Annotated in this window: 18 protein-coding genes and 1 pseudogene; 8 read left to right on the plus strand and 11 right to left on the minus strand. The window is 48.4% G+C overall.

Annotation, left to right across the window (positions count from 1 at the left end; translation table 11 throughout):
• Positions 1 to 12 precede the first annotated feature (12 nt).
• Complete coding sequence (locus ACPXXB_RS08655) at positions 13 to 831, plus strand: enoyl-ACP reductase FabI (protein ID WP_423906636.1); 819 nt, start codon at positions 13 to 15, stop codon at positions 829 to 831.
• 53 nt (positions 832 to 884) lie between these two features.
• On the opposite strand, the gene ACPXXB_RS08660 is transcribed toward ACPXXB_RS08655, so the two are convergent.
• From ACPXXB_RS08660 to ACPXXB_RS08675, 4 genes are all read right to left on the minus strand, one after another.
• On the minus strand, positions 885 to 2711 hold the full coding sequence (locus ACPXXB_RS08660) for an aldehyde ferredoxin oxidoreductase family protein (protein ID WP_423906639.1): 1827 nt from the start codon (positions 2709 to 2711) through the stop codon (positions 885 to 887).
• Positions 2712 to 2864: 153 nt separating this feature from the next.
• Positions 2865 to 4637: an SLC13 family permease gene (locus ACPXXB_RS08665; RefSeq protein WP_423906642.1), complete on the minus strand. Its 1773-nt coding sequence runs from the start codon at positions 4635 to 4637 to the stop codon at positions 2865 to 2867.
• Positions 4638 to 4747: 110 nt separating this feature from the next.
• Positions 4748 to 4963, minus strand: coding sequence for a hypothetical protein (locus ACPXXB_RS08670; protein ID WP_423906644.1), 216 nt, complete (start codon positions 4961 to 4963; stop codon positions 4748 to 4750).
• On the minus strand, positions 4956 to 5273 hold the full coding sequence (locus ACPXXB_RS08675; protein ID WP_423906646.1) for a hypothetical protein: 318 nt from the start codon (positions 5271 to 5273) through the stop codon (positions 4956 to 4958). The genes ACPXXB_RS08670 and ACPXXB_RS08675 overlap by 8 nt, the downstream gene beginning before the upstream one ends.
• 130 nt (positions 5274 to 5403) lie before the next feature.
• Between ACPXXB_RS08675 and gfa the strand changes: the two are divergent.
• Both gfa and ACPXXB_RS08685 read left to right on the plus strand, forming a co-directional pair.
• Positions 5404 to 5963, plus strand: a pseudogene (gene gfa / locus ACPXXB_RS08680) (S-(hydroxymethyl)glutathione synthase).
• A gap of 128 nt (positions 5964 to 6091) precedes the next feature.
• Positions 6092 to 8902, plus strand: coding sequence for an insulinase family protein (locus tag ACPXXB_RS08685; protein ID WP_423906648.1), 2811 nt, complete (start codon positions 6092 to 6094; stop codon positions 8900 to 8902).
• 286 nt (positions 8903 to 9188) lie between these two features.
• Here the strand turns inward: ACPXXB_RS08685 and pqqE are convergent, their stop codons facing one another.
• The 5 genes from pqqE to pqqA all read right to left on the minus strand — a co-directional run bounded on the left by pqqE (position 9189) and on the right by pqqA (position 12486).
• Positions 9189 to 10325, minus strand: coding sequence for a pyrroloquinoline quinone biosynthesis protein PqqE (gene pqqE, locus ACPXXB_RS08690; protein ID WP_423906651.1), 1137 nt, complete (start codon positions 10323 to 10325; stop codon positions 9189 to 9191).
• Positions 10326 to 10335: 10 nt separating this feature from the next.
• A complete protein-coding gene (gene pqqD / locus ACPXXB_RS08695) occupies positions 10336 to 10617 on the minus strand; it encodes a pyrroloquinoline quinone biosynthesis peptide chaperone PqqD (protein ID WP_423906653.1) in 282 nt (93 codons plus the stop codon).
• 14 nt (positions 10618 to 10631) lie between these two features.
• Positions 10632 to 11372 (minus strand): pyrroloquinoline-quinone synthase PqqC, encoded by a 741-nt coding sequence (gene pqqC, locus ACPXXB_RS08700; protein ID WP_423906656.1) that lies wholly within the window; start codon positions 11370 to 11372, stop codon positions 10632 to 10634.
• Positions 11373 to 11434: 62 nt separating this feature from the next.
• Positions 11435 to 12349 carry a pyrroloquinoline quinone biosynthesis protein PqqB gene (gene pqqB / locus ACPXXB_RS08705; protein ID WP_423906659.1) on the minus strand — a complete coding sequence of 305 codons (915 nt, stop codon included), beginning with the start codon at positions 12347 to 12349 and terminating at the stop codon, positions 11435 to 11437.
• Between the two features lie 62 nt (positions 12350 to 12411).
• Positions 12412 to 12486 carry a pyrroloquinoline quinone precursor peptide PqqA gene (gene pqqA / locus ACPXXB_RS08710; protein WP_423911079.1) on the minus strand — a complete coding sequence of 25 codons (75 nt, stop codon included), beginning with the start codon at positions 12484 to 12486 and terminating at the stop codon, positions 12412 to 12414.
• A gap of 239 nt (positions 12487 to 12725) precedes the next feature.
• Here pqqA and ACPXXB_RS08715 point away from each other — a divergent pair, with 239 nt between their 5' ends.
• Both ACPXXB_RS08715 and ACPXXB_RS08720 read left to right on the plus strand, forming a co-directional pair.
• Complete coding sequence (locus tag ACPXXB_RS08715) at positions 12726 to 13034, plus strand: hypothetical protein (protein ID WP_423906661.1); 309 nt, start codon at positions 12726 to 12728, stop codon at positions 13032 to 13034.
• Between the two features lie 228 nt (positions 13035 to 13262).
• The gene (locus ACPXXB_RS08720; RefSeq protein WP_423906664.1) at positions 13263 to 14480 is read left to right on the plus strand and encodes a branched-chain amino acid ABC transporter substrate-binding protein; all 1218 of its coding nucleotides are present in this window, start codon (positions 13263 to 13265) and stop codon (positions 14478 to 14480) included.
• 74 nt (positions 14481 to 14554) lie between these two features.
• On the opposite strand, the gene ACPXXB_RS08725 is transcribed toward ACPXXB_RS08720, so the two are convergent.
• Positions 14555 to 15796 (minus strand): acetylornithine/succinyldiaminopimelate transaminase, encoded by a 1242-nt coding sequence (locus ACPXXB_RS08725; RefSeq protein ID WP_423906666.1) that lies wholly within the window; start codon positions 15794 to 15796, stop codon positions 14555 to 14557.
• Between the two features lie 109 nt (positions 15797 to 15905).
• Between ACPXXB_RS08725 and ACPXXB_RS08730 the strand changes: the two genes are divergently transcribed.
• The 3 genes from ACPXXB_RS08730 to ACPXXB_RS08740 all read left to right on the plus strand — a co-directional run bounded on the left by ACPXXB_RS08730 (position 15906) and on the right by ACPXXB_RS08740 (position 18194).
• Positions 15906 to 17576, plus strand: coding sequence for an electron transfer flavoprotein-ubiquinone oxidoreductase (locus ACPXXB_RS08730; protein WP_423906669.1), 1671 nt, complete (start codon positions 15906 to 15908; stop codon positions 17574 to 17576).
• 41 nt (positions 17577 to 17617) lie between these two features.
• Entirely contained in the window at positions 17618 to 17872 is a 255-nt protein-coding gene (locus ACPXXB_RS08735) for a hypothetical protein (protein WP_423906671.1), read from the plus strand.
• Between the two features lie 67 nt (positions 17873 to 17939).
• The gene (locus ACPXXB_RS08740) at positions 17940 to 18194 is read left to right on the plus strand and encodes a DNA cytosine methyltransferase (RefSeq protein WP_423906674.1); all 255 of its coding nucleotides are present in this window, start codon (positions 17940 to 17942) and stop codon (positions 18192 to 18194) included.
• A gap of 274 nt (positions 18195 to 18468) precedes the next feature.
• Here ACPXXB_RS08740 and purL read toward each other — a convergent pair whose 3' ends face one another.
• Positions 18469 to 22494, minus strand: coding sequence for a phosphoribosylformylglycinamidine synthase (gene purL, locus ACPXXB_RS08745; RefSeq protein ID WP_423906677.1), 4026 nt, complete (start codon positions 22492 to 22494; stop codon positions 18469 to 18471).
• Positions 22495 to 22520 lie beyond the last annotated feature (26 nt).

Raw genomic sequence — 22520 nt, forward strand, 5'->3', positions numbered from 1 at the left:
AAGAGGTTGTTAATGGGTTTTCTATCAGGCAAGCGCGCGTTAATCGCCGGTGTGGCAAGCAATCGGTCAATCGCATGGGGCGTGGCCCAGGCCATGCACAGGGAAGGTGCACGGCTCGCATTCACCTACCCGAATGAAAAAATGAAACCGCGGGTCGAGAAACTTGCCAATCAACTCGAATCGCATATCGTTCTGCCTTGCGACGTGGCCAGTGATGCTGAGATCGATGGGCTGTTCGCGGAACTTGGAAAATCCTGGGATAGCCTCGATATTTTAGTCCATTCCATCGCCTTTGCGCCGAAAGAACAGTTGGAAGGCTTATATTTGGACGCTGTTACCCGGCAAGGATTTAACATCGCCCATGAGATCAGCTCCTATAGTTTTGCTGCAATGGCCAGGGCTGCCTTGCCGTTAATGGCTGGTCGAAATGGATCAATGTTGACCCTGACTTACATCGGTTCGGTTCGTTCCATGCCGGGGTATAACGTAATGGGACTCGCCAAAGCCAGCTTGGAAGCCAATGTTCGTTATCTGGCGCAGTCGGTTGGCGGAAAAGGAATCCGGGTAAATGGCATTTCCGCAGGGCCGATCAGGACGTTAGCTGCCGCCGGCATTAAAAATTTCAGGAAAATGCTGGGCTATTTTGAAAAAGTCTCTCCTCTCGGACGCGCGGTTACGATTGAAGAAGTCGGCAATACCGCAGCATTTTTGAGTTCGGACTTAGCCTCCGGCATCACCGGCGAAATTACCTACGTTGACGGCGGTTTCAATACCGTCGGCATTAGCGCGAATTTTATAGAACAAGATCAGGCAGAGCAAAACTCCGACTAGCAGCATTTCCCGGATAACATCAGGTCCCGAATAACATCGGGTCGCGGATAACCTCAGACCAAAATATTCAAAGAGTCGAGCTTTTCCTTTGAAGGCACGCCCTCTTTAGACCAACCGCGTGCGGCGTAGTATTGCGGAATCATTACCTCCAATTCGGTAACGCCACCCTTATTGAACCCGGCCGGCGCAGGCTCTTTCAGCATCCTCGGCGGCAAGGTATCATCCTTAATGGTCAAGCCCGCTTTTAGATTAAACAATTTTTCCAGATTCCAAATACGCTCACCAGTCTGACGTAACCGTTCCACATCCCATTTCCCGGGTAAATCCGCATCAATCATCCTGGCAAAATCCTCGTAACCCCAGGTGCCGGTGGTAAATAAACAAAGCCCGGATGAATCCACCATGGCCACAAAATCCTGAGAGGTGGCGCAGGCTTGCGCTTTGCCTTTTGTGCCCGGGTCTTTGTAGTCTTCGGTAAAGGTATCGTGCCGTAAATGGCAGGCGCCGCGATTACTGGTTGCATAACCCAGCCCCATACCCTGCATAGCGCGGCCATCGTAACCGGCAAACTCCTGACCTTTCGCAACCATGGCAAGTTCGGGACGGCCATATTTTTCGCAAAGCAGCCTGGATCCCAACCCGAGTTGTTTACCGAATCCCTCGTGTTTTCCGGTTCTTTCGGACATGACCACCAAGGCTTCCGCGCTACCGAAACTCAGGTCAAGGCCATCGGTTTGCTGTTTGGTAATAATGCCAAGCTCATACAATTCCATCGCCGCAGCCAGGGTAACGCCGAAAGAAATCGGGTCCATGCCGTGTTCATTCATCATAAACCCGGCAAAGGTCAGCGCATCGAGATCAGATACCCCTACAACAGGACCAAAAGCAAACACGGTTTCGTATTCCAACCCGCCAGAAGCGGCCCAGTATTCGGGTCGGTCTTTGACACTAAAATGCTTGGGGTCAATCTTTGCAATTCGCCCGCAAGCGATGGTGCAGCCAAAACAAGCCGCATTGCGAATCAAACTGGTATGGCCGTTGCGATTTTTGACGGTTACGGATTTATGATTTATTTTTTCAGCGCCCACAAAAGTGACTGCTTGAAAATTATGCGTTGGCAACCCTCCAAATTCCTGCATACTATCCAGCATGGCGTGAGTGCCATAACGCATTAAGCCTCTTCTATTGCTGCTGCCGTGAAGTACTTTGTTCACTTCCTGCACAACGCGCATGAATTTACCCGGGTTTTCACCTGTTACCCCCACCGTTCCCCGAGCACAAATCGCCTTCAAATTCTTACTGCCCATTACCGCGCCGACCCCGGAGCGACCGGCGGCGCGATGCAGATCGTTAATCACGCAGGCAAAACGTGACAGATTTTCACCCGCAGCACCAATCGCTGCAACCTTAACCTGAGGGTCCTGATGTTGTTTGCGGATCCATTCATCCGCATACCAAACTGATTGCCCCCAAATTTCATCCGCAGGCAATATCTCGACTTTGTCATCGCGAATACTCAGATAAACCGGTTTTTCCGACCTGCCTTTAACAATCAACATGTCATAGCCGGCAAATTTTAACTCGGCGCCAAACTTCCCACCGGAATTGGAGCAGGCGATGGCATTGGTCAATGGCCCCTTGGTAATTACCCCAAAACGGCCGCTGGTGGATGCCATCGTGCCACCGAGCGGGCCTGTGGCAAATATCAATACGTTATCAGGCCCCAGGGCATCCGCCTCAGGGTCCATTTCTTCATACAGATATTTGGTTGCCAGTCCCCGACTGCCAAGATAATCATTTGCCCAATCCATGTTTAATGGTTCGACAGAAACGGTGCCCGCGGTAAGGTCAACACGTAAAACTTTATTTTGCCAGCTCATCAGTAATGTCTCAGATAATGTCTTGGGTCATGGATTGCCATGAATTAAATTCGGAATATCATACTGCAGCATTTCATCAAAAACATGGTCAGCACAATTCAGTCCGCTACAATGCCAGTCTAATACAATGAATGTCGATTGGGAACATCTCTATCACCATACCCAAACAATCATTGGCACAGCAACCAACACAATCACAATATCGAGCGGCAATCCCATTCGCCAGTAATCACCGAAACCATATCCGCCTGGGCCCATAACCAATGTATTTGACGGGTGCCCTATTGGTGTCAAGTAGGCGGATGCCGCACCTATCGCGACTGCCATTAACAGCGGATCCGGTGAAATTTGCATGGCCTCTGCCAGACTTAGCGCCAGCGGCGCCATCAATACGGCAGTTGGGGAATTATGGATCAAATCTGACAGCAACATCGAAACAACGATCAACAACGCGATCAGGAACCACAGCGGAATATCAAATGCGACGCTTAAAATACCGCTCGATATCAATTCCGTTGCGCCGGTTGTATGCAACGCTTCACCTATCGGAATCAAACAGCCGAGTAATATGATAATCGGCCATTCAATGCTTCGATAGACATCCCTTAACTTTATGGCTTTCAACAGAATCAGTGCAGCACATGTCGTTGCAAAAGCAATTTGCACAGGCACCAAGCCGAATGCGGCGGCGGCAATACCCAGCGCAAACACCCCGGGTGTTACATAACTTTTTGTGTGAGTAGTAAAGACTCTGGTTTTGCTAAATAATACCATACAACCCAATGCGCTGACAGTTTGCTCCATCGTCTTATCGGCACCCTGAAGCAAAAGCACATCACCGGTCTGGAATCGGATTCGAGCCAGTCGGAACATCGGCATACTGCCGTGCCGGGAAACCGCCAGCAAATTAATGCCATAACGATCATGCAGCATCAGATCACGCATTAGCACGCCTTCCATCATTGAGTTGGGCATAATCACTACTTCAACAACTTTAAACTCTTCTGATTGCAGTAAATCACTTGCCACATCCGTATCCCCGATCTGCACCAGCCCTGGCGATGCAAAAAGAGGCTGCAACGATTCAGAATCTCCCTGCAGGATTAAAATATCATGTTCAAGGATTTTCTCCGCTGTGGAAGGCGCAAGCCGGTTGCGCTTATGACGAATAATAGCCATAACGGTCACATCATTCTCGCAAATTTTTTCAAGCCCGCCGACCGTTGAATTAATAAGCGGAGAGCCTTCCGTCACTCGTGCCTCGGTCAAATATCGGGCAATTTGAAAACGGTCTTCTTCTACTTCTTCCTGGCTATTCACGGGTATCAGTCGCCAACCAATGGTCACGATGTACAAAAATCCGCAAACAGCCACGGCCAGGCCAACCGGGGCGAAGTCAAACATACTAAAAGGTTGACCGAGATTCTCCTGGCGAATAGTGGCAATAATGATGTTCGGGGGCGTCCCAATCATAGTCACCAACCCACCCAATAAGCTGGCAAATGAAAGCGGCATCAGAATTTTAGACGCGCGTCGCTTGGCTTTTTCGGCATCTCTTATGCTGACTGGCAACATTAACGCTAACGCCCCGATGTTATTCATAAACGCGGACAAGCAACCAACAATGCCGCAATTCGCGGCAATCTGACCGGTGGTGCTGTGTCGGCTGCCGGCCAGAAAACGAAGACAAATATCGACCAGCCCTGAGTTTTGCAATGCTTTGCTGATGACCAAAACGCAAGCCACCGTAATCACCGCCGGATGGGAAAATCCGGCGAAGGCTCTATCGGCATCGACGAGGCCCAAATAGATTGCCGCCAATAACGCGATTCCTGCTACGACATCATAACGCCAGCGGTTCCATATAAACATCAGAACCGTGACCAACAACAACCCAAGAATACTGATTTGATCCAATGTCATCATATGATTATGGCACAGATGTAAGCGTTTTGAACTCCCTATGGGTCAGTTGTGGATTCAACCCTGAAGTGCAACAGAGGGTGGTATGCCGAATAATACTTGATTTGGCGTTTTCATGCCAAGACATTTGCGTGGTCGGTTGTTGAGTTGCCGCACACCCGCGCTAGTTGCGAGGTCTTGATGGTCGCAAGATCATTAGTCTTGGGAAAGCGCTGCCGTATCAGTCCATTGGTATTCTCATTGGCGCCGCGCTGCCAAGGCGCACAGGGATGGGCTGGATGGGCGAAGTGAAAATCGCTTTTCAGGACGCCGGCAACCGCCTCACTCATGATCGGTGAATTCGCTGCCATTGTCCGAGCTCAACGTGAGAACCCGATGTTTGATGGGGGCAGGATTTCCGACCAACGACCGCCCCGCCGCACGCGCCGTTCCATTAGGCAGGATGTCAATGCACACAAACCGCGAGACCCGATCCACCATGATCAGCATAACCGCGGCATTGTTTTCACCATAGACCGTGTCCAACTCCCAATCGCCGAGCCTGGCTCTTTGCCCGACCGCCGCCGGCGCTCTATCGACGCCCGACGTTAAGGAAACGTGTTGCAACCTTTTTTGAATTAAAACTCTGTTTGAATTCACTTAAAATTGCTAGGCCTGGGCTGATTATTCACCAGATTATGATATAAACTGTTTCGGTAACAAAAAATTCTGAGACACATGGCGCTCAATGATCATTAACGAATATTTTCAAGCGTTCAGGATAAAACTAATGAGAACTGTTTCTATACATCCCGCTGTTGATAACGGCGTTAATCCAGGCGATGTTAATTTTTCCGGTGGTACGCTACAATGCAACTGCAGCAACGACAAAGTCGAAGTTAGCATTGGCGCGCAAACTGCGCACAACCATGTTTGTGGGCGTTCAAAATGTTGGAAACCCAGTGGTGCACTGTTTTCGCAGGTGGCCGTCGTTTCCAGAGACGCATTAGCGGTTACCGCCAACGAAGACAAGTTACATATTATTGATGAGGATGCCACTATCCAACGCCATGCCTATAAAGAATGTGGCACGCATATGTATGGCCGTATTGAAAACACCGTGCATCCTTTCCACGGATTAGATTTTGTACACACAGAACTCTCGTCACAAACCGGATGGTCGGCACCAGCATTTGCCGCGTTCGTGTCTTCAATCATGGACACAGCGCTAAAAAACTCGATGAGACGGCCGATGTTTGGGCCCGTCTAACTGAGTTAGGGCTTGAACCTTATGACTGTCTTTCTCGACCGCTGATGGATATGATCGCAGCACACGGTGTACTTGGTTAAGGGGCCACTCTTTCCAGAAACCGGTCCTAAGCTGACGGGCTTTTTCATCGCTGAGATATTTATGTAACCCTGAATTCTATTTGTAAAATCCGGCAATTGCGGTGTTAGTTCAAGCAGACTCAGTGCTTATGCCTGAAATCGTCAAAAGCCCGACGGACACGCGCGAATATCGTGCGCTTGTGCTCAATAATGGGCTAAAAGTCATGCTGATCTTCGATGATAAAGCGGATCAAGCGGCGGCGGCGCTGGATATTCAAGTGGGCAGTGGGCACGACCCAGGTGACCGGCAGGGGCTTGCACACTTCCTTGAACACATGCTGTTTCTTGGTACCAGACAATACCCTGAGGCAGGAGAGTACCAGCAGTTTATCAGTGAGCATGGCGGCTCGTATAATGCGTCCACTGCGTTGGCTTCTACCAACTATTTTTTCAATATTCCTCCGAATTTTCTGGAAGGCGCACTGAACCGGTTCTCGCAGTTTTTTATCGCCCCCCTGTTCAACAAAGCCTATATCAATCGTGAACGCTCAATTGTGCATTCGGAATACATGGCGCGCAAGAAAGATGAAGACTCCCGACTGAGTGCCGCACGTGGCGAGATCTTTAATCCACAGCATCCGAGTCATAAATTTACTGCAGGCAACCTGCAAACCTTAGCAGATCGAGTGAACCGTTTAGTGCGCGATGATTTAATTGATTTTTTCGAGCGTTACTATCATGCACAACATATGGCGCTGGTAGTGGTCAGCCATCACGCACTGGACCAGCTGCAATACTGGGTTGAGGGAAAATTCAATGCGATTGCATCTCATGGAGAGGCCTATCAACCTTTTATCGACCCTCTTGTGGCAGTAAACGATGTTCCCAGAGCACTCAGGCTAAAGCCGATCAAGGAGGTGCGGCAAGTGACTTTCTGTTTCCCCATTGAATCTGTGTATCCCTACACCGATACCAGGCCGAGCCATTATTTGGCTTCCTTTTTAGGACATCAAGGGCAAGGTTCATTACTGGCCTTGCTTAAAGCACGAGCCTGGGCCAATTCTCTAAACGCCGGGTTGGGGTATAGTGATGACATTCAGGCGATGTTTGATATCAATATCAGCCTGAATGAGCTGGGGTTTCAACACATCGACGAAATTGGTGAGCTACTTTTTTCGATGATTAATCTCATTGCGAAAAAAGGTGTAACTTCAGCGTACTTTGAAGAGCTTAAGCAAATGGCTGAGCTTGATTTTCGATTTCAGGATAAAGTGGACGAATCCAGGTTGGTCCAGCAAGTGGCTAGCTTATTGCATCGTTATGAAGCGGTTGAGGTATTGTCTGTTCCCGGTCTTTATGGTCGGTACGACCCAACCGTCATCAAGCTTATTCTGAACAGTTTGCACCCCGATAATGTGCAATTGATCATTACCGACCCGGATCTTGTGACCAACAAGACCACACAGTGGTACGATGTTGACTATACGATTGACAGAATAGGCGAGGACAAGTTGACACGCTGGCGTCAAGTCAAAGTTATAGCGGAGTTGATGTTGCCCAAGCCCAACCCCTTCATCCCCAGGCTCATCCCCAGGAGACTTAAGTTGATATCACCAAAAGCGGGGGTAAGCGAGGTAGAAAACAAGCCCGTTAAAGTTCTGGATGAACGCAATATACAGGTATGGCACCAGACACTGTTACGTTTTGGCCAGCCTAAAGCAGAATTTTATTTCGCCCTGCGCTCGCCAGTTGTCAGCTACTCGGCTAAGCACACAGTGCTAACGACAATATTTGTACGGATGTTGAGAGAGGTATTAAGAACTGAAGTTTATTCGGCGTACCTTGCGGGCATGGCGTATCGAGTCGATCAAAATCCGGAAGGCTTGAGTGTGCGAATAAACGGCTATTCGGATCAACAATCAGATTTGCTTGGTGAAATTGTCAGGGTGATTCTGTCGATCAAGATTGACCAGGAAACCTTTAACTTTCAGCACGAATATGTTAGGCGAGGCTTAAAAAATGAATTGAAAGCCCACCCCTTTACAGTAGCGATCAACGGTATTTACGATGTGTTGTTAACCTCGAGATGGCCCGTGCAGGAACAACTGTCTGCGCTGGAACGTATAAGCTGCGAAGACCTTATCACATATGTTCAGAGGCTGCTCAATGACGCTCAATTGTTGGTGTTGTCGGTGGGGAATCTGAGCGAGGACGATAGTGTACGCGCAGGAAAATTGATGATGCATTTGTCGCCAGACGGTGTAACCGGGTCATTGGCGCAACGTGAAAAAGTGCGTAAACTCAAGGCTGGTCAATGGGCGCTTATTACTTCACCAGAGGAACACAGCGATGCAGCTATCGCATTGATCTTTCAGGGGAAGTCTAATGAAATAAAAGAATTGGCGGCGACACAATTGATTGGCGAACTCATTCACTCGCCCTTTTTTCATGCGCTAAGAACCGAAGCGAAGGTGGGTTATATTGTATCGGCTTTCACATTTAACTTGCGCGATACGCCCGCGTTGGGATTCTCGGTGCAATCCGATCATCATTCGGTGAATGACATTATAGACTTGACCGGCACGTTTTTACGCAACTATGCGCAGACCTTGTCTGTTCTGTCTGCAAAAAGTTTTGCTGCGAGCAAGGCCGGGCTGGTTACACAACTGATGCGCGAAGATAAACATCTGGGCGATGTGGCTTCTCGCTATTGGGCAGAACTTGATCGTCAGGCTTATGATTTTACTACGCGTGAGCGATTGGTCAAGGAGATTGAGGCAATGGACAAATTAGCCCTGTGTGACTATTACCGCAGTCTGGTGTTGGATGAACAGGCTGCTGTTTTGTTGAGCGCTTGCCATGGAGATCTATCTACCGAACTTGCTTTGCCTATTTTGAAACAGGCTGGCAAGGCTCTCTCAGCCGAGCACATACGCAATTCATTACAGAATTATTTTTAGGGAGAAGGTTACATCAAACCGTCGCTTGAAAGGCGAAAAGAGAAACTCAAATCAGCCGCTGCATTACAGGAGAACCTCGCAAAATTCTGATGCAAAAGCGGCTTAATTGGGCAGGTGAAAAGACGCATTATGGATGAACCAACACGGAAGGAACTCAACTGCAAATAATTATAACGAAACCAGATATAAGAATAACATCATGATTCTCGGCATAGTTCATGCCTGATAACAGGTGTACGGGTCGGGTGAATGTTAGCTGGAAAATTAATACTTGTGTTTATTTGCCCTATAAGACTTTGGAGTTCTGCGGGTTCCTGAAATATACTCTTTGGCTGTAGACAGGCTCGCCTGACTCTTTGGCGGATTTAATCGCCTGCTCAATCACGTTGTGATGGGGAGATTTGCTGCAAACCGGATCGGCATTGGTGGCATCGCCAGTGAGTAAGTAGGCTTGGCAACGACAACCACCAAAATCTTTAACCTTTTCTGGACAGCTGCGACAAGGCGCCTGCATCCATTCGTTTCCGCGGAATCGATTAAAGGCATTACTCTGATACCAGACTTCTGAGATCGAGTAATCATTGACATTGGGGAAATCAATGTCGGGGAGTTCTCGCGCCGCATGGCAGGGGAGTGCTGCGCCATCTGGCGCCACCATCAAAAAAGTTGTGCCCCAACCGTTCATGCACGCTTTCGGGCGATCCGCGTAGTAATCAGGCACAACGTAGTATATCTTCATATTGCCTTTTACGCCCTTCTTTTCCTTGTAGGCCTGAGCAATGCTTTCTGATGCCTCAAGTTGCTCTTTGGTGGGCAACAGATAATCACGATTTACTTTAGCCCATCCATAATATTGCGTATTGGCCAGCTCAACGTAGTCTGCACCCAGTTCAGTGGCCATTTCCAGGATATTTTGCATCTGGTGTATGTTCTGTCGGTGGATCACCACACAAAGCACCATCGGATAGCCGGATTCTTTTACCCAACGAGCGACTTGTTTTTTATGCTCAAAGCTGTCCGTCCCCGCCAGATAATTATTCAGTTCGGCATTACTGGCCTGAATGCTGAGCTGGATGTGGTCAAGCCCTGCCGTTTGCATGGTCTGGATTTTGTCTTTATTCAACCCATAACCGGAAGTAATTAAATTACTGTAGTAACCAAGCGAACACGCGTGACTGATAATTTCGACTAGGTCTTTACGCACCAACGGTTCGCCACCAGACAAACCGAGCTGTACAGCACCCAACTCACGAGCCTGGCTAAGTACTCGCTTCCAATCTTCCGTACTCAATTCCGACTTTATGCCAGCATAATTGACCGGATTGGAACAGTATGGGCATTGTAACGGGCAGGCATAGGTCAGCTCGGCCAGTATCCAACGTGGTGGGGTGATTGATGGCGTGGTCGTTGAGTTGCTATTCATGGGTGTGTGTTCAGGTTTTCAGCAGCACCCAGTTTTTTTCCAGCGCTGTGGTCAGGAAATCAGCCACCTCATTGTTGATATCGCTAACAGAAAACTGTTTTTCAAGCGCGCTGACAATTTCGCTGAAGCTGCGTTCACCATCGCAGAGCTTTAAAATAGCCGCCGAAGAAGCATTGAGTTCGACCATTCCTTCGGGGTACAAAATAACGTGTTTTTCCTGTGCGGGCTCCCACTGTAGTCGATTTAATTTGGAAAACGTAAATACGCTGTTATTTGAGATTGGATCGCACATTGGCTTTCCAGCAGTTAAATATTGCTATCAATATTGTAGTAGGGTGGCATATGATGCATATAAGCCATGTACATACTATCGGCCATGGTCCAAAGCACATCAAGCTTGAATTTGAGAATGGAGAGCATTTTCTCCTGCTCTTCGCGCGTTCGATACCAGTCCAGCGTGATTTCAAGGCCATGCTTAACATCGCGTCGGGCTTCACTAAGTCGTTTACGAAAATACTTGTATCCTTTTAAATCAACCCAGGGATAATGCGATGGCCAGTTATCCAGGCGTTGCTGGTGTATGTTGGGCGCAAATAATTCCGTGAGCGAAGAGCTTGCGGCTTCATGCCAATCAGCACGACGGGCGAAGTTCACGTAAGCGTCCACCGAAAAACGAACCCCAGGCAAAACGTACTCCTCGCTGACGATTTCTTCACGGCCCAATCCCACTGCCTGGCCGAGTTGTATCCATGCCTCAATACCGCCTGGATTATCCGCATGACCATCGTGCTCAAGAATGCGTTGTATCCATAATGCACGGGTCTTTCGATCTGGACAGTTTGCCATGATGGCCGCATCTTTAATCGGAATACAAATCTGATAATAATAACGATTAGCGACCCAGCCTCGAATCTGCGCTTCATTGAGTTTGCCCTCATTCATCAGCACATGATAGGGATGATGAATATGGTAATAGCGCTCCATCCCAAGCAGTTGCGCCTTAAATTCATTCTTTGACCAGGGTGTTTTATCAACCGCGTCATTCATTGTTCTAGCGAGTTCACCAAATGTTTACGGCACATACAAAGTTGGGCCATCGTTACTGCGGATTACAAAAAAATTGTTTGTCCATCGTAACAGACACCGATATTGGCGCGGGCAAGTTCAGCATGTTCCGGACTGTCTTCGTTTAAAATTGGATTCGTATTATTAATGTGAATCAAATGTTTTTCTGTTTTCTCCGGCAACCCGCTCAAAACCTCAATCATCCCCCCCTTGGCCGATTGCGGTAAATGACCTATATCTCGAGCATATTTGTCGAACCCGCAAGTTTTAACCAACTCATCATCTGTCCAGAAGGTGCCATCAACCAGTACGCAGTCTGCTTGTCGCATGGCCGACAGAACGTGTGCTTCAATAACCCCCAAACCCGGTGCGTAATACAGTTTTTTTCCGTTTGATATTTGTTCGATGGTCACGCCGATATTATCGCCGGGTGTTGCATTATTTCGGTTAGGTGAGTAAGGCGGCGCTCTGCTGGCAAGCGCGTGCGCAGTGATTTTGATATCACTTATATCATTGATCATGAAGGAACAGCCATCAATGGGGACAACATGGTGATTGACACCACAGTAATGTGAAAGCATCGTAATTATCGGAAAATGCGTCGATAAATCGCGCTCAACTACGCTGGTCGTGTAAAGCTCCAGTGGCTCGCCTTCCCTTAGGATTAACAGCCCAGTACAGTGGTCGATTTGGCCATCAACCAGTAATATTGCCTTGATGCCTGTTCCCCGTACCGCATTTGGGGGGTGTGCTTCGTCGAAAAATTCCAGTTGAGTTCGAACATCCGGGGAGGCGTTGATCAACAACCAGTTTTGCTTATCGGCGGAGATAGCAATCGACGACTGTGTTCTTGGTTTCCCGGAGAACATATCGAGACGCAAATTTTTACAGTTTGGGCAGTTACAGTTCCATTGCGGAAAGCCACCGCCCGCGCCCGCGCCCAGTACCCTGATATACAAAATATACAAACAAAAATATCAGCGCTAAAAAGAAGGAGCATTACTGCCCCTTCGCACAGTGCTTAGCGATTGTCGATGTAAAGTGTTACTTCAAAGCCTAAACGGATGTCTTTGTAAGTTGGTGTTTCCCATTTCATAATATTAGCCTCACATTGTGGGGTTATCGGGCTGGCGCTTCATTTTCGAATAGCGCCATTAGAGAACATGCGAGTATAAAGACAATTTTAGCAATTTACAACTTTATGCACACCTGAATATTCACGTTTAAATATTCTATTGTTCGTTCGGGCATGGTTGCTGAAAGCAAAGAGTAGTAAGGTTATGTTTTTATCGCACGAGGAATGGGATGTGAGCAGTAGGAGATCAAACTCAGGGGTTGTTCATTCTAGTGTTGCTGTGTTGTGCATTGTTAAATAACAGTCTGGCTGAGGTGGTTATTGATAGCACCGAAGCAGGAAACCAAAACGTAGCACCGTGTTTGGGAAGCGTCCTGCAACAACCACTTGCAGATGGCTTGGTTTTTCCCAATGGCAAAGGCTTGCCGGTTGATAGCGGTACGGCAACACAGGGAGAGCCTATTTTTCAGCTCATTGTCTTTTTCCGTGAGCGAAAGAAAGCAGACCAACCGCTCGAATCGAATATCCATGAAGGTTATGATCATGGTTATTGTTTCATGGCCAGTTAATATTGATGCGCATTTGCGTTTCCATCAGTGTATATTTAAGTGGGTGATTTGATAAACTTCGGTTTTGTTCCCTAAATGTAGTCTATCGAAAAAGGCATAATTTATGGGTGGTGGTTCGTTCTTCGCCTCAGCCTGCGATAATGTTTCATCCTTGATTCCATATGACTGAAGACACTAGATTGGCGCAACAGACAGCTTGGAGATTTCGGTTGTATATACGATCATAATATGGGCCTGGCCCAGCTGGTTTTTCTGACTATATGGTTGCTGTTTATTGCCATGTTCGCCCCGCTTTGGGCTTCTGAATCTGATATCAAGGTAAAGGTGCTCTATTTGGGACAGGAATATTCTGGGAAAAAGCCGCTGTCCCTGGTTGATCAAATCACGACAGATGGAGGCTTGCCAGGGATACGGCTGGCGATGGATGACAACGCGACCACGGGGCAATTTCTGGGACACCAATATCAATTGGACGAGCTAATATTTCCCCATGATGCAGACAATCAACAATTAATTGATACCGTAAACCAAACCGACAAGCCATTTGTTATCGTGGATTTGCCTGCGAAACAGTTACTGGCCGTTGTTGATGGTCTTGATCCAATCCCCCGGCGTTTGTTTTTTAATGTGCGGGATAAATCGATTGCATTACGTGAGCAACACTGTCGAACCAATGTATTGCACATCCTGCCCGACCGTGCCATGCTGGCAGATGCGCTCGCACAATATTTGCTGATCAGGCGCTGGAACAAATGGTTGCTGGTGGTGGGTAAACATGCTGACGACCGTGCTTATGCCGAGGCGATTGAAAACGCCGCCAAAAAGTTCAATGCTAAAATTGTCGCTAAACAGGAATGGCGCTTTGAATACGGTGGCCGCATAGTCGACTCAGGTCATGTTACCGCCAAACAGGAGGTTTCCTTGATGACGCAGGCTAGAGGCGAAAATTACGATGTGGTTGTGGTGGCGGATGAGGATGACAATTTTGGTGAATATTTACCCTATCAAACGTATATACCGCGTCCCGTAGTCGGGACGCAAGGTCTGATCGCGACATCCTGGCACCGCGCGAATGAACTTTGGGGCGCAACTCAGATTCAACGGCGCTTCAGCAAACAAGCCAATGGTCGATACATGACTGAGCGCGATTATGCGGCCTGGGTGGCCGGGCGAGCGATTGGTGAAGCCGTTACACGCATCAATTCGACGGATGTCGATGCGGTGCGAACTCAACTGTTGAGCAACCAATTTCAACTGGCTGCATTCAAAGGCGTAGCACTTAATTTTAGAAACTGGAATGGGCAGCTGCGCCAACCTATTTTATTGGCTGCGCCCCGGATGTTAGTATCCGTGTCGCCACAAGCAGGGTTTTTACATCAATTCAGCGCGTTGGATACGCTGGGACTGGATCGGCCTCAAACGCGATGTGGCGCTTTTAAAAACTAACCACCCTCCGCCTAAAAGCGAGGGATTTCAACCATCCCCGCGGGAGACATTAAAATGGCTATAATTTCAATTTGTTATAAATGCTGAATCGCATTGTCCATCAGGGCAAGGCCTTGGTTTATTTCAGACTCGCTGATATTCAATGGCGGCGCGAGTCTGACCACGTTAGCGCCAGCCACCAGTACCAATAACCCATTTTCTGTGCAGGCTGACAAGACCTCTCTTGCTCGATCTTTGTAGTGCGCGTTCATCTCGCATCCAAGCAACAATCCAACGCCACGAATATCATCAAACACATTGTGCTTTTGATTGATTGCTTTTAAGCCGTCAATCATTTGATGGCTCTTGGTTTCAACGCCAGACAGCATTTCGGGTGTATTGATTAATTCCAACACTTTACAGGCAACAGCACAGGCCATCGGATTGCCGCCAAAGGTGCTGCCGTGGGTGCCGACCACCAAACTGCTGGCAATTTCTTCCGTGGTCAGCATTGCACTAATTGGGAATCCGCCGCCCAACGCTTTAGCGGTGGTTAGAATATCAGGGGTAACCGCCAGTTTTTCATATGTGTATAGTTTTCCAGATCGACCCACACCGGTTTGGATTTCATCAAAGATCATTAACGCATTATGGGTATCACAACATTCGCGGATGGTTTGAACAAACTCCGCTGTTGCCGGTGTGACACCGCCCTCCCCCTGAACCGGCTCAACAATAACTGCGCATACTTTGTCGCCCTGTTCAGTGAAATATTTTTTAACCGCTGTGGCATCGTTAAATGGTCGATGTGATATACCGCCGGGTTTCGGCCCAAAGCCATCGCTGTATTTCGGTTGTCCGCCAACGCATACGGTAAACCATGTTCGGCCATGAAAGGCGTTGTCAAAAGCGAGAATTTCGATTTTATTCTTGCCATGTTTGTCAATCGCATAGCGGCGCGCAAGTTTTAATGCCGCTTCGTTTACTTCGGCACCGGAATTCGCCAGAAACACACGTTCAGCAAACGTGCTTTCACAAAGCGTTTTAGCCAGTTGGATGGCCGGTTTATTGGTTAAAAAGTTGCTTAAATGCCAGAACTTATTTGCCTGATCGGTCAATGCTTTTATCAATTCCGGGTGCGCATGACCCAACACCGAGACGGCGATCCCGCCGGCAAAATCCAGATATTCCTTTCCATCTGTATCCCAAAGACGGCAACCCTGGCCACGCTCGGGCAATATCGCCATGGGCGCGTAATTAGGCGTCATTACCTGCTCATACATATCCCGTGTAATCGAAATGCCCTCGCCTGAGGTATTCATACTTGCCGTTGTCATGGATAATCTATATTATCGGTAAAGGGCTGGAATTTTACCCGCATCAATAGCAAAATGCAGACTATTTAATAAGGATGCCCCAATCCATAATTCCCCTGATCGAAAAAAAATGATGCCCGAACAGCAACCTGAACAGCAGCCCGAATGCGAATCAATGGAAGTCGACGTGGTTATCGTCGGCGCCGGCCCGGCTGGACTATCTGCTGCCTGCAAATTAATGCAATTGGCCGAGACCCGACAAAAAGAACTCTCAGTGGTTGTTCTGGAAAAGGGATCGGAAGTGGGGGCGCATATTCTCTCGGGTGCATTATTTGAACCCAGAGCATTGAACGAGTTGTTTCCCGATTGGAAAGAACGGCGGGCGCCGCTGGAAACATCGGTTCAAAAAGACCGAGTGTTGATGTTCAAAAGTGAAAGCAAAGCACTCAGCATACCGCTGTGGATGGTTCCAAAACCGATGCACAATGAAGGCAATTACATCATCAGTCTGGGCGATTTATGCCGCTGGCTCGGAGAACAGGCTGAAGGCTTGGGGGTTGAAATATTTCCTGGATTTCCAGCCTCCGAAGTATTGTTTCACGAAGACGGCAGCATCAAAGGAGTCGCTACCGGTGAAATGGGGCGCGGCAGCGACGACCAGCCTAAAGCGTCCTACGAACCAGGGATAGCGCTACAGGCAAAGGTAACTTTGTTTGCCGAGGGCTGTAGGGGACACTTGGGCAAGCAGTTGATAAACCAATTCGAACTCGATAAAAACAGTCAAACTCAACACTACGGCATTGGCATCAAGGAGCTTTGGGAAATTGATCCCGACAAACACCAACCAGGATTGGTGGTTCATGGTGTAGGCTGGCCGCTGGCCGAACACGGCGCCTCCGGCGGGTCTTTTCTCTACCACCTCGGAGATAATCTGGTGTCAATCGGGTTAATCACCGACTTGTCTTATGACAATCCCTATTTAAGCCCGTTTGATGAGCTACAGCGATTCAAGCACCATCCGCAAATCAAGGGCTATCTGAAAGGCGGGAAACGAATTGCTTACGGGGCCAGAGCAATCACTAAAGGCGGTCTCAATGCATTGCCAAAAATGTGTCTGCCCAATGGACTGCTCATCGGTTGCGATGCCGGAACATTAAATTTTTCAAAGATAAAGGGCTCCCATACCGCAATGAAATCCGGGATGCTGGCCGCTGAAACCGTATTCGATGTCATTCATGGAAATGGCGATCTGGATGATTATCAAAGCCACTTTGAAAATTCATGGCTTTACGAAGAACTGCACCGATCAAGAAATTTTGGGGCTGCACTGCATAAATTCGGCACTTGGCTGGGCGGCGCATATAACTTTATCGACCAAAATATTTTTGCCGGAAAACTACCGTTAAAGTTGACCGATCCCGTGCCTGACCATGAAACATTCAAACTCGCATCAGAGTTTGAGCCGATCAACTACGCAAAACCCGACGGCGTGCTCAGCTTTGATAAAACTTCTTCGGTTTATTTGTCCAACACCAACCACCATGAAGATCAACCGGTTCACCTGCAATTGGCGAAGCCGGCGAATGCGGTGAAAGTCAATTTCAACACCTACGCCGGCCCCGAAGTGCGCTTCTGCCCGGCCGGCGTGTATGAATTCCCCAAAACCGACGGCAAACCCGAACTTCGCATCAACGCCCAAAATTGTGTGCATTGCAAAACCTGCGATATCAAAGACCCGACCATGAACATTACTTGGGTCAGCCCGGAAGGTGGCGGCGGACCGAACTATGCGAATATGTGAGTGGATGTGCATTTGTGCCAACCGATGAACACACGAAAAGGATGAAAATAGCGCTCTGGGGGTTCCTTTTCGGTCTGCTGATGCTGTTTTTCGGTTTGTTTATTGGCTTGCAGGTTTCGCCGAGCATCGCCAACATCATGCTGTTGCCGATGATATTGCTGTCCAAACTGACCGGCATCGTCTTCGGCAATGCGTCAGGACTACAACAAATCCTGTTTCTTTTGTTCCAGGGCGCATCCTGGTCGCTGTTGTTTTTTGCGGTCAATCGACTAAGAAAATCCCGGCAACGAAAGTAAAAACCACCACATAACTAGTCAAATAAGACTTGAAAACATCTGAAACATTGGCTAATTTTCGACAAAGATGGCTGAGCAAAAAATCCAAAACATTAGAAAGATTGTAAGTCTGTTCTCTGGTTGCGGAGGTATGGATTTAGGGTTCGCAGGCGGCTTCAGGTTTCATCGCAAGACTTACGACCGCCTGCCGTTTGAGATTGTTTGGGCTAATGATTTGAATTCCGCCGCATGCGATACCTACAAGGCTAATCTAAAACATGACATCCATTGCGGCGATATATTTGAACATTTGCCGTCTTTGCCTAAGCGGGCTGATATGTGATTGGCGGGTTCCCCTGCCAAGACGTGTCAATCAATGGCAGCAAAGCGGCTGATATTAAACCAGAAATGCGGCAAGCATCACTGTCACTAGATGCCGCGCTCTTTACTGAATACGGGGGATTTGAATGTCCCATTGATAAGCGTATATTCAGGTGGCTAGAGCAAGCCGACAAATATGCGGAAAATTGGAAGCCGTCTGATGAATTATTCAAAAATGGCTAGTTTATGCTGGTCGCCCCAAAGTAAAAGCCAGTTTCATCCGCCACAAGCGGTGCTCAATCCACCCACGCCCGCGCGTTTCTGAAAATCCTGATCCACGGGCTATATTCTCCCCATCCGTCAGGGTGCCACGAATTCGCCAGGGTTCTAAACACTCGTTCCGGGTGCGGCATCATGATTGTCGCTCGCCCATCATGGTTGGTGAATCCGGTCATGCCATGTATTGATCCATTGGAATTGTATGGATAAGTTGCCGTCGGGTCGCCGCGGTTATCAATAAAACGCAAACACAACTGATCCTGTGCCTGCATTTCGTTCATAGCGTAGTCGCTCTCAAAATCGGCCCGCCCCTCACCGTGGGCAACGGATACCGGGAATTTAGAACTCGCCATGCCCTCAAATAGAACCGACTTTTCCGAACACACTTCAACCATGGCAACTCGGGCTTCATATTGTTCAGAAGTGTTACGCAAAAATTTTGGCCAATGGGTCGCTCCCGGAATTAAACTTTTTATTGACGACATCATTTGACAACCATTGCATACGCCCAGGGAAAACGTATCTGCGCGATTAAAGAATTTTTCGAACTGGTCTTTTAATCGCGGATTAAACAAGATCGACTTACCCCAACCTTCCCCGGCCCCCAGTACATCGCCAAAAGAAAATCCGCCGCACGCGGCGATGCCTTTAAAATCAGCCAGGGTCGCACCATTGACCAGATCAGTCATGGTAACGTCAACCGCCTCAAATCCAACGCTGTGAAACGCCGCCGCCATCTCCAACTGTCCATTCACCCCTTGCTCTCTTAGAACAGCAATTTTGGGTTTAACCTCTATCGAAATATTTATCGGCAATATATTTGCCGTTGATATAATTCGTTGGTTGGCATCCTCTCCATGGTCGAAACTTAAATCGCAAAAAAGACCCGGATCCTGGTTATCATTAATACGCTGATATTCCTGATCTGCACAAACCGGATTATCACGCATTCGTTGTATTTGCCAGGTAGTTTGAGACCAAATACGATGGCACTCGCTACGCGGTTTTTCGAAAAACACCTTACCCTCAAATGTGAGCTCGATATTATTCCCCGGCTCAGGACGACCTATAAAATGGCACGCTTTGGACAAATTTGCGCGTTCAAATGCGGCTAAAACTCGATCTCGATCAAAATGGCGGGTTTGGACTACCGCGCCCAGTTCCTCGTTAAACAACACCGCAAAATTATCCTCGCCCACCCCACTCAGGGAATCAAGGTTGACCGACAAGCCACATCTCGACGCGAAGGCCATTTCGCACAGCGTAGTCATCAAACCACCATCTGAGCGATCGTGGTAGGACAGTATTAAATTTTTGTTATTCAATCGCTGAATCAACTCGAAAAATTGTTGCAATGTTTGCGCATCATCTAAATCAGCAACTTCATCGCCCATTTGATTTGTAACATGATTAGCAACCTGGGCAAGCACGCTTGCGCCCATTCTGTTTTTGCCAAAACCTAAATCAATTAACCACAAATCGGTTTGTTCAGAAACCTTGCTTAGAACCGGTGTCAGCGTTTTACGAACATCTGTTACCGCCGCAAAACTGCTGACAATCAGCGATAACGGCGCGACCACTTTGTTTTTATTGTTATCTTTATCCCGCCAAACCGTTTTCATTGACATGGAATCCTTGCCAACCGGAATAGCAATACCCAACTGCGGGCAAATATCCAAGGCTATCGACTTCACCGTGGCGTAAAGAGCCGCATCGTGTCCCTGTTCTCCCGCCGCCACCATCCAGTTTGCAGATAATTTTATCTTGTCAATTCGTTCAATGGCTGCCGCCGCAATATTAGTAATTGCCTCGCCAATCGCCATTCTGCCACTGGCGGGGGCATCGATTACCGCAATTGGGGTACGCTCGCCGATCGCAAAAGCCTCGCCCGTGACACTTTTATATCCGGATGCGGTTACCCCAACATCCGCCACCGGCACCTGCCAGGGACCAACCATCTGGTCACGGGCAACGAGTCCGGAGACACTTCTATCACCGATTGTGACTAAAAATGTTTTGTCACCAACGGCAGGGAAACTGAGAACCCGCTCTACTGCCTGGTCAAGTTCCAAGTCGTTGAAATTTAGCTTCGAGAAATGTTTCTTTATTGATTCGGCATGACGCTGCATTTTCGGCGGCAATCCAAATAAAATTTCCATCGGCAGGTCTATCGGTTTCGGGCTGTTGGTGTTGAAGCAATCGTCGTTGAGCGCCAAATTCAGGGCCTTTGTCGCCGTTCCTATTTGTGCAAAAAGACACCTTTCGCGCTGACATATTTTTTCAAACGCTGGATACTTATCTCTATCGATTGCAATGACATATCTTTCCTGGGATTCGTTGCACCAAATTTGCATGGGTGACATGCCGGGCTCGTCATTCAGTATTTTACGTAATTCAAAATCCCCGCCGCAATCCGAGTCATGCACCAATTCCGGTAACGCATTGCACAACCCGCCTGCACCAACATCATGAATGGACAAAATTGGATTATCTTCGCCCTCGGCACAACAAGCATCAATCACCTCCTGACATCGTCGCTGCATTTCCGGGTTTCCCCGTTGCACCGAGGCGAAATCCAGCGACTCGGCAGCCGTTCCCGAAGCCACGCTGGATGCGGCTCCACCACCAAGCCCAATTAACATGGTAGGACCGCCCAAAACCACAATCGGTGCGCCATCGGGAATATTGAGTTTTTTGACGTGCCTTGGGCGGATATTCCCCAGACCACCGGCTAACATAATTGGCTTATGATAGCCGTGTCGGACGCGACCATTTGAGCCGGGTTGGTGGTCAACTTGTTCGAAACTTCTGAAATATCCGGCGATGCTGGGGCGCCCAAATTCATTGTTAAATGCGGCCGCTCCAACCGGGCCTTCCAGCATGATTTGCAACGGGCTGGCAATGCGCTCAGGCTTGTTTTCGGTTGCTTCCCAAGGCTGGGGCAAATCTGGAAGCCGTAAATGCGATACCGTGTATCCCACCAATCCTGCTTTGGGTTTTCCGCCTCGTCCGGTCGCGCCTTCATCCCTGATTTCTCCTCCGCAACCGGTGGATGCTCCCGGGAAAGGCGAGATCGCCGTTGGATGATTATGGGTTTCAACTTTGGCAGTAAAATGCACCGGCTCCAATTGAAAACGGTAACCATGATCATTACCGTCTGCGGCCAAACGCTGCGCCATCGAACCTTCAAGCACGGCTGCATTGTCGTCATAAGCTGACAGTGTTCCTGCACGGTTTTGTGTATGGGTGTGGCGGATCATGGCAAACAATGATTGCGCTTGTGAAACACCGTCAATATCCCAATCCGCATTAAATATTTTGTGGCGACAATGCTCCGAGTTAACCTGGGCAAACATCATTAATTCCACATCGGTCGGATTTCTCCCCAGACTTTTGAAACTATCGACTAGATAACTCTGCTCAGCGGCACTCAATGCGAAACCAAATTTCTCATTGGCGACCTTCAACGCCTTTAAACCACCGCCGAGCAAATCAATGATTACCAGAGGAGTCGGCATTTCCGTAGCGAACAGTTTTTCGGCATCGCGCGGATCTTCCAAAATGGATTCTGTCATGGGGTCATATACCACCCCGGCTAAAATTTTATTTGAAATTTGCTGGTTGCCCGACACCGCAAAACGCCATCGAGTCCCCCGTTCAATGCGATTGATTTGTTCTAATCCGCAGTGGTGAAAGATATCCGTCGCTTTGGTTGCCCACGGCGAAATGGTGCCCAAGCGGGGAATCACGGTTCGTGTTTGCGAAGTGCCAGAGCTAGAATAACCATCGAGGTAAACAGGATTATCCTTTCCCGAATGTTCGATAAAATCGGTTGCGCCCAAGTTCAACAGTTGAGCAAGAATACCCTTTTCGTGTTCATTCAGCGGGTTTTTCAGATCTACGAAATAAACAAATTTTGCATCAACCGATATTTGCAGTATCCCCCTGTGGGACGGACAATTCGACATGGCTTTGCAGAGGTGACCGATCGCCTTTTCCTTGCGAAATTCAGAAATCGCAGACAATCCAGGGATGACTAGCATGCACTCACTATCTTATAAAACCCCGT

The sequence above is a fragment of the Candidatus Spongiihabitans sp. genome (assembly GCF_965237845.1).
GTDB lineage: Bacteria > Pseudomonadota > Gammaproteobacteria > Arenicellales > Poriferihabitantaceae > Spongiihabitans.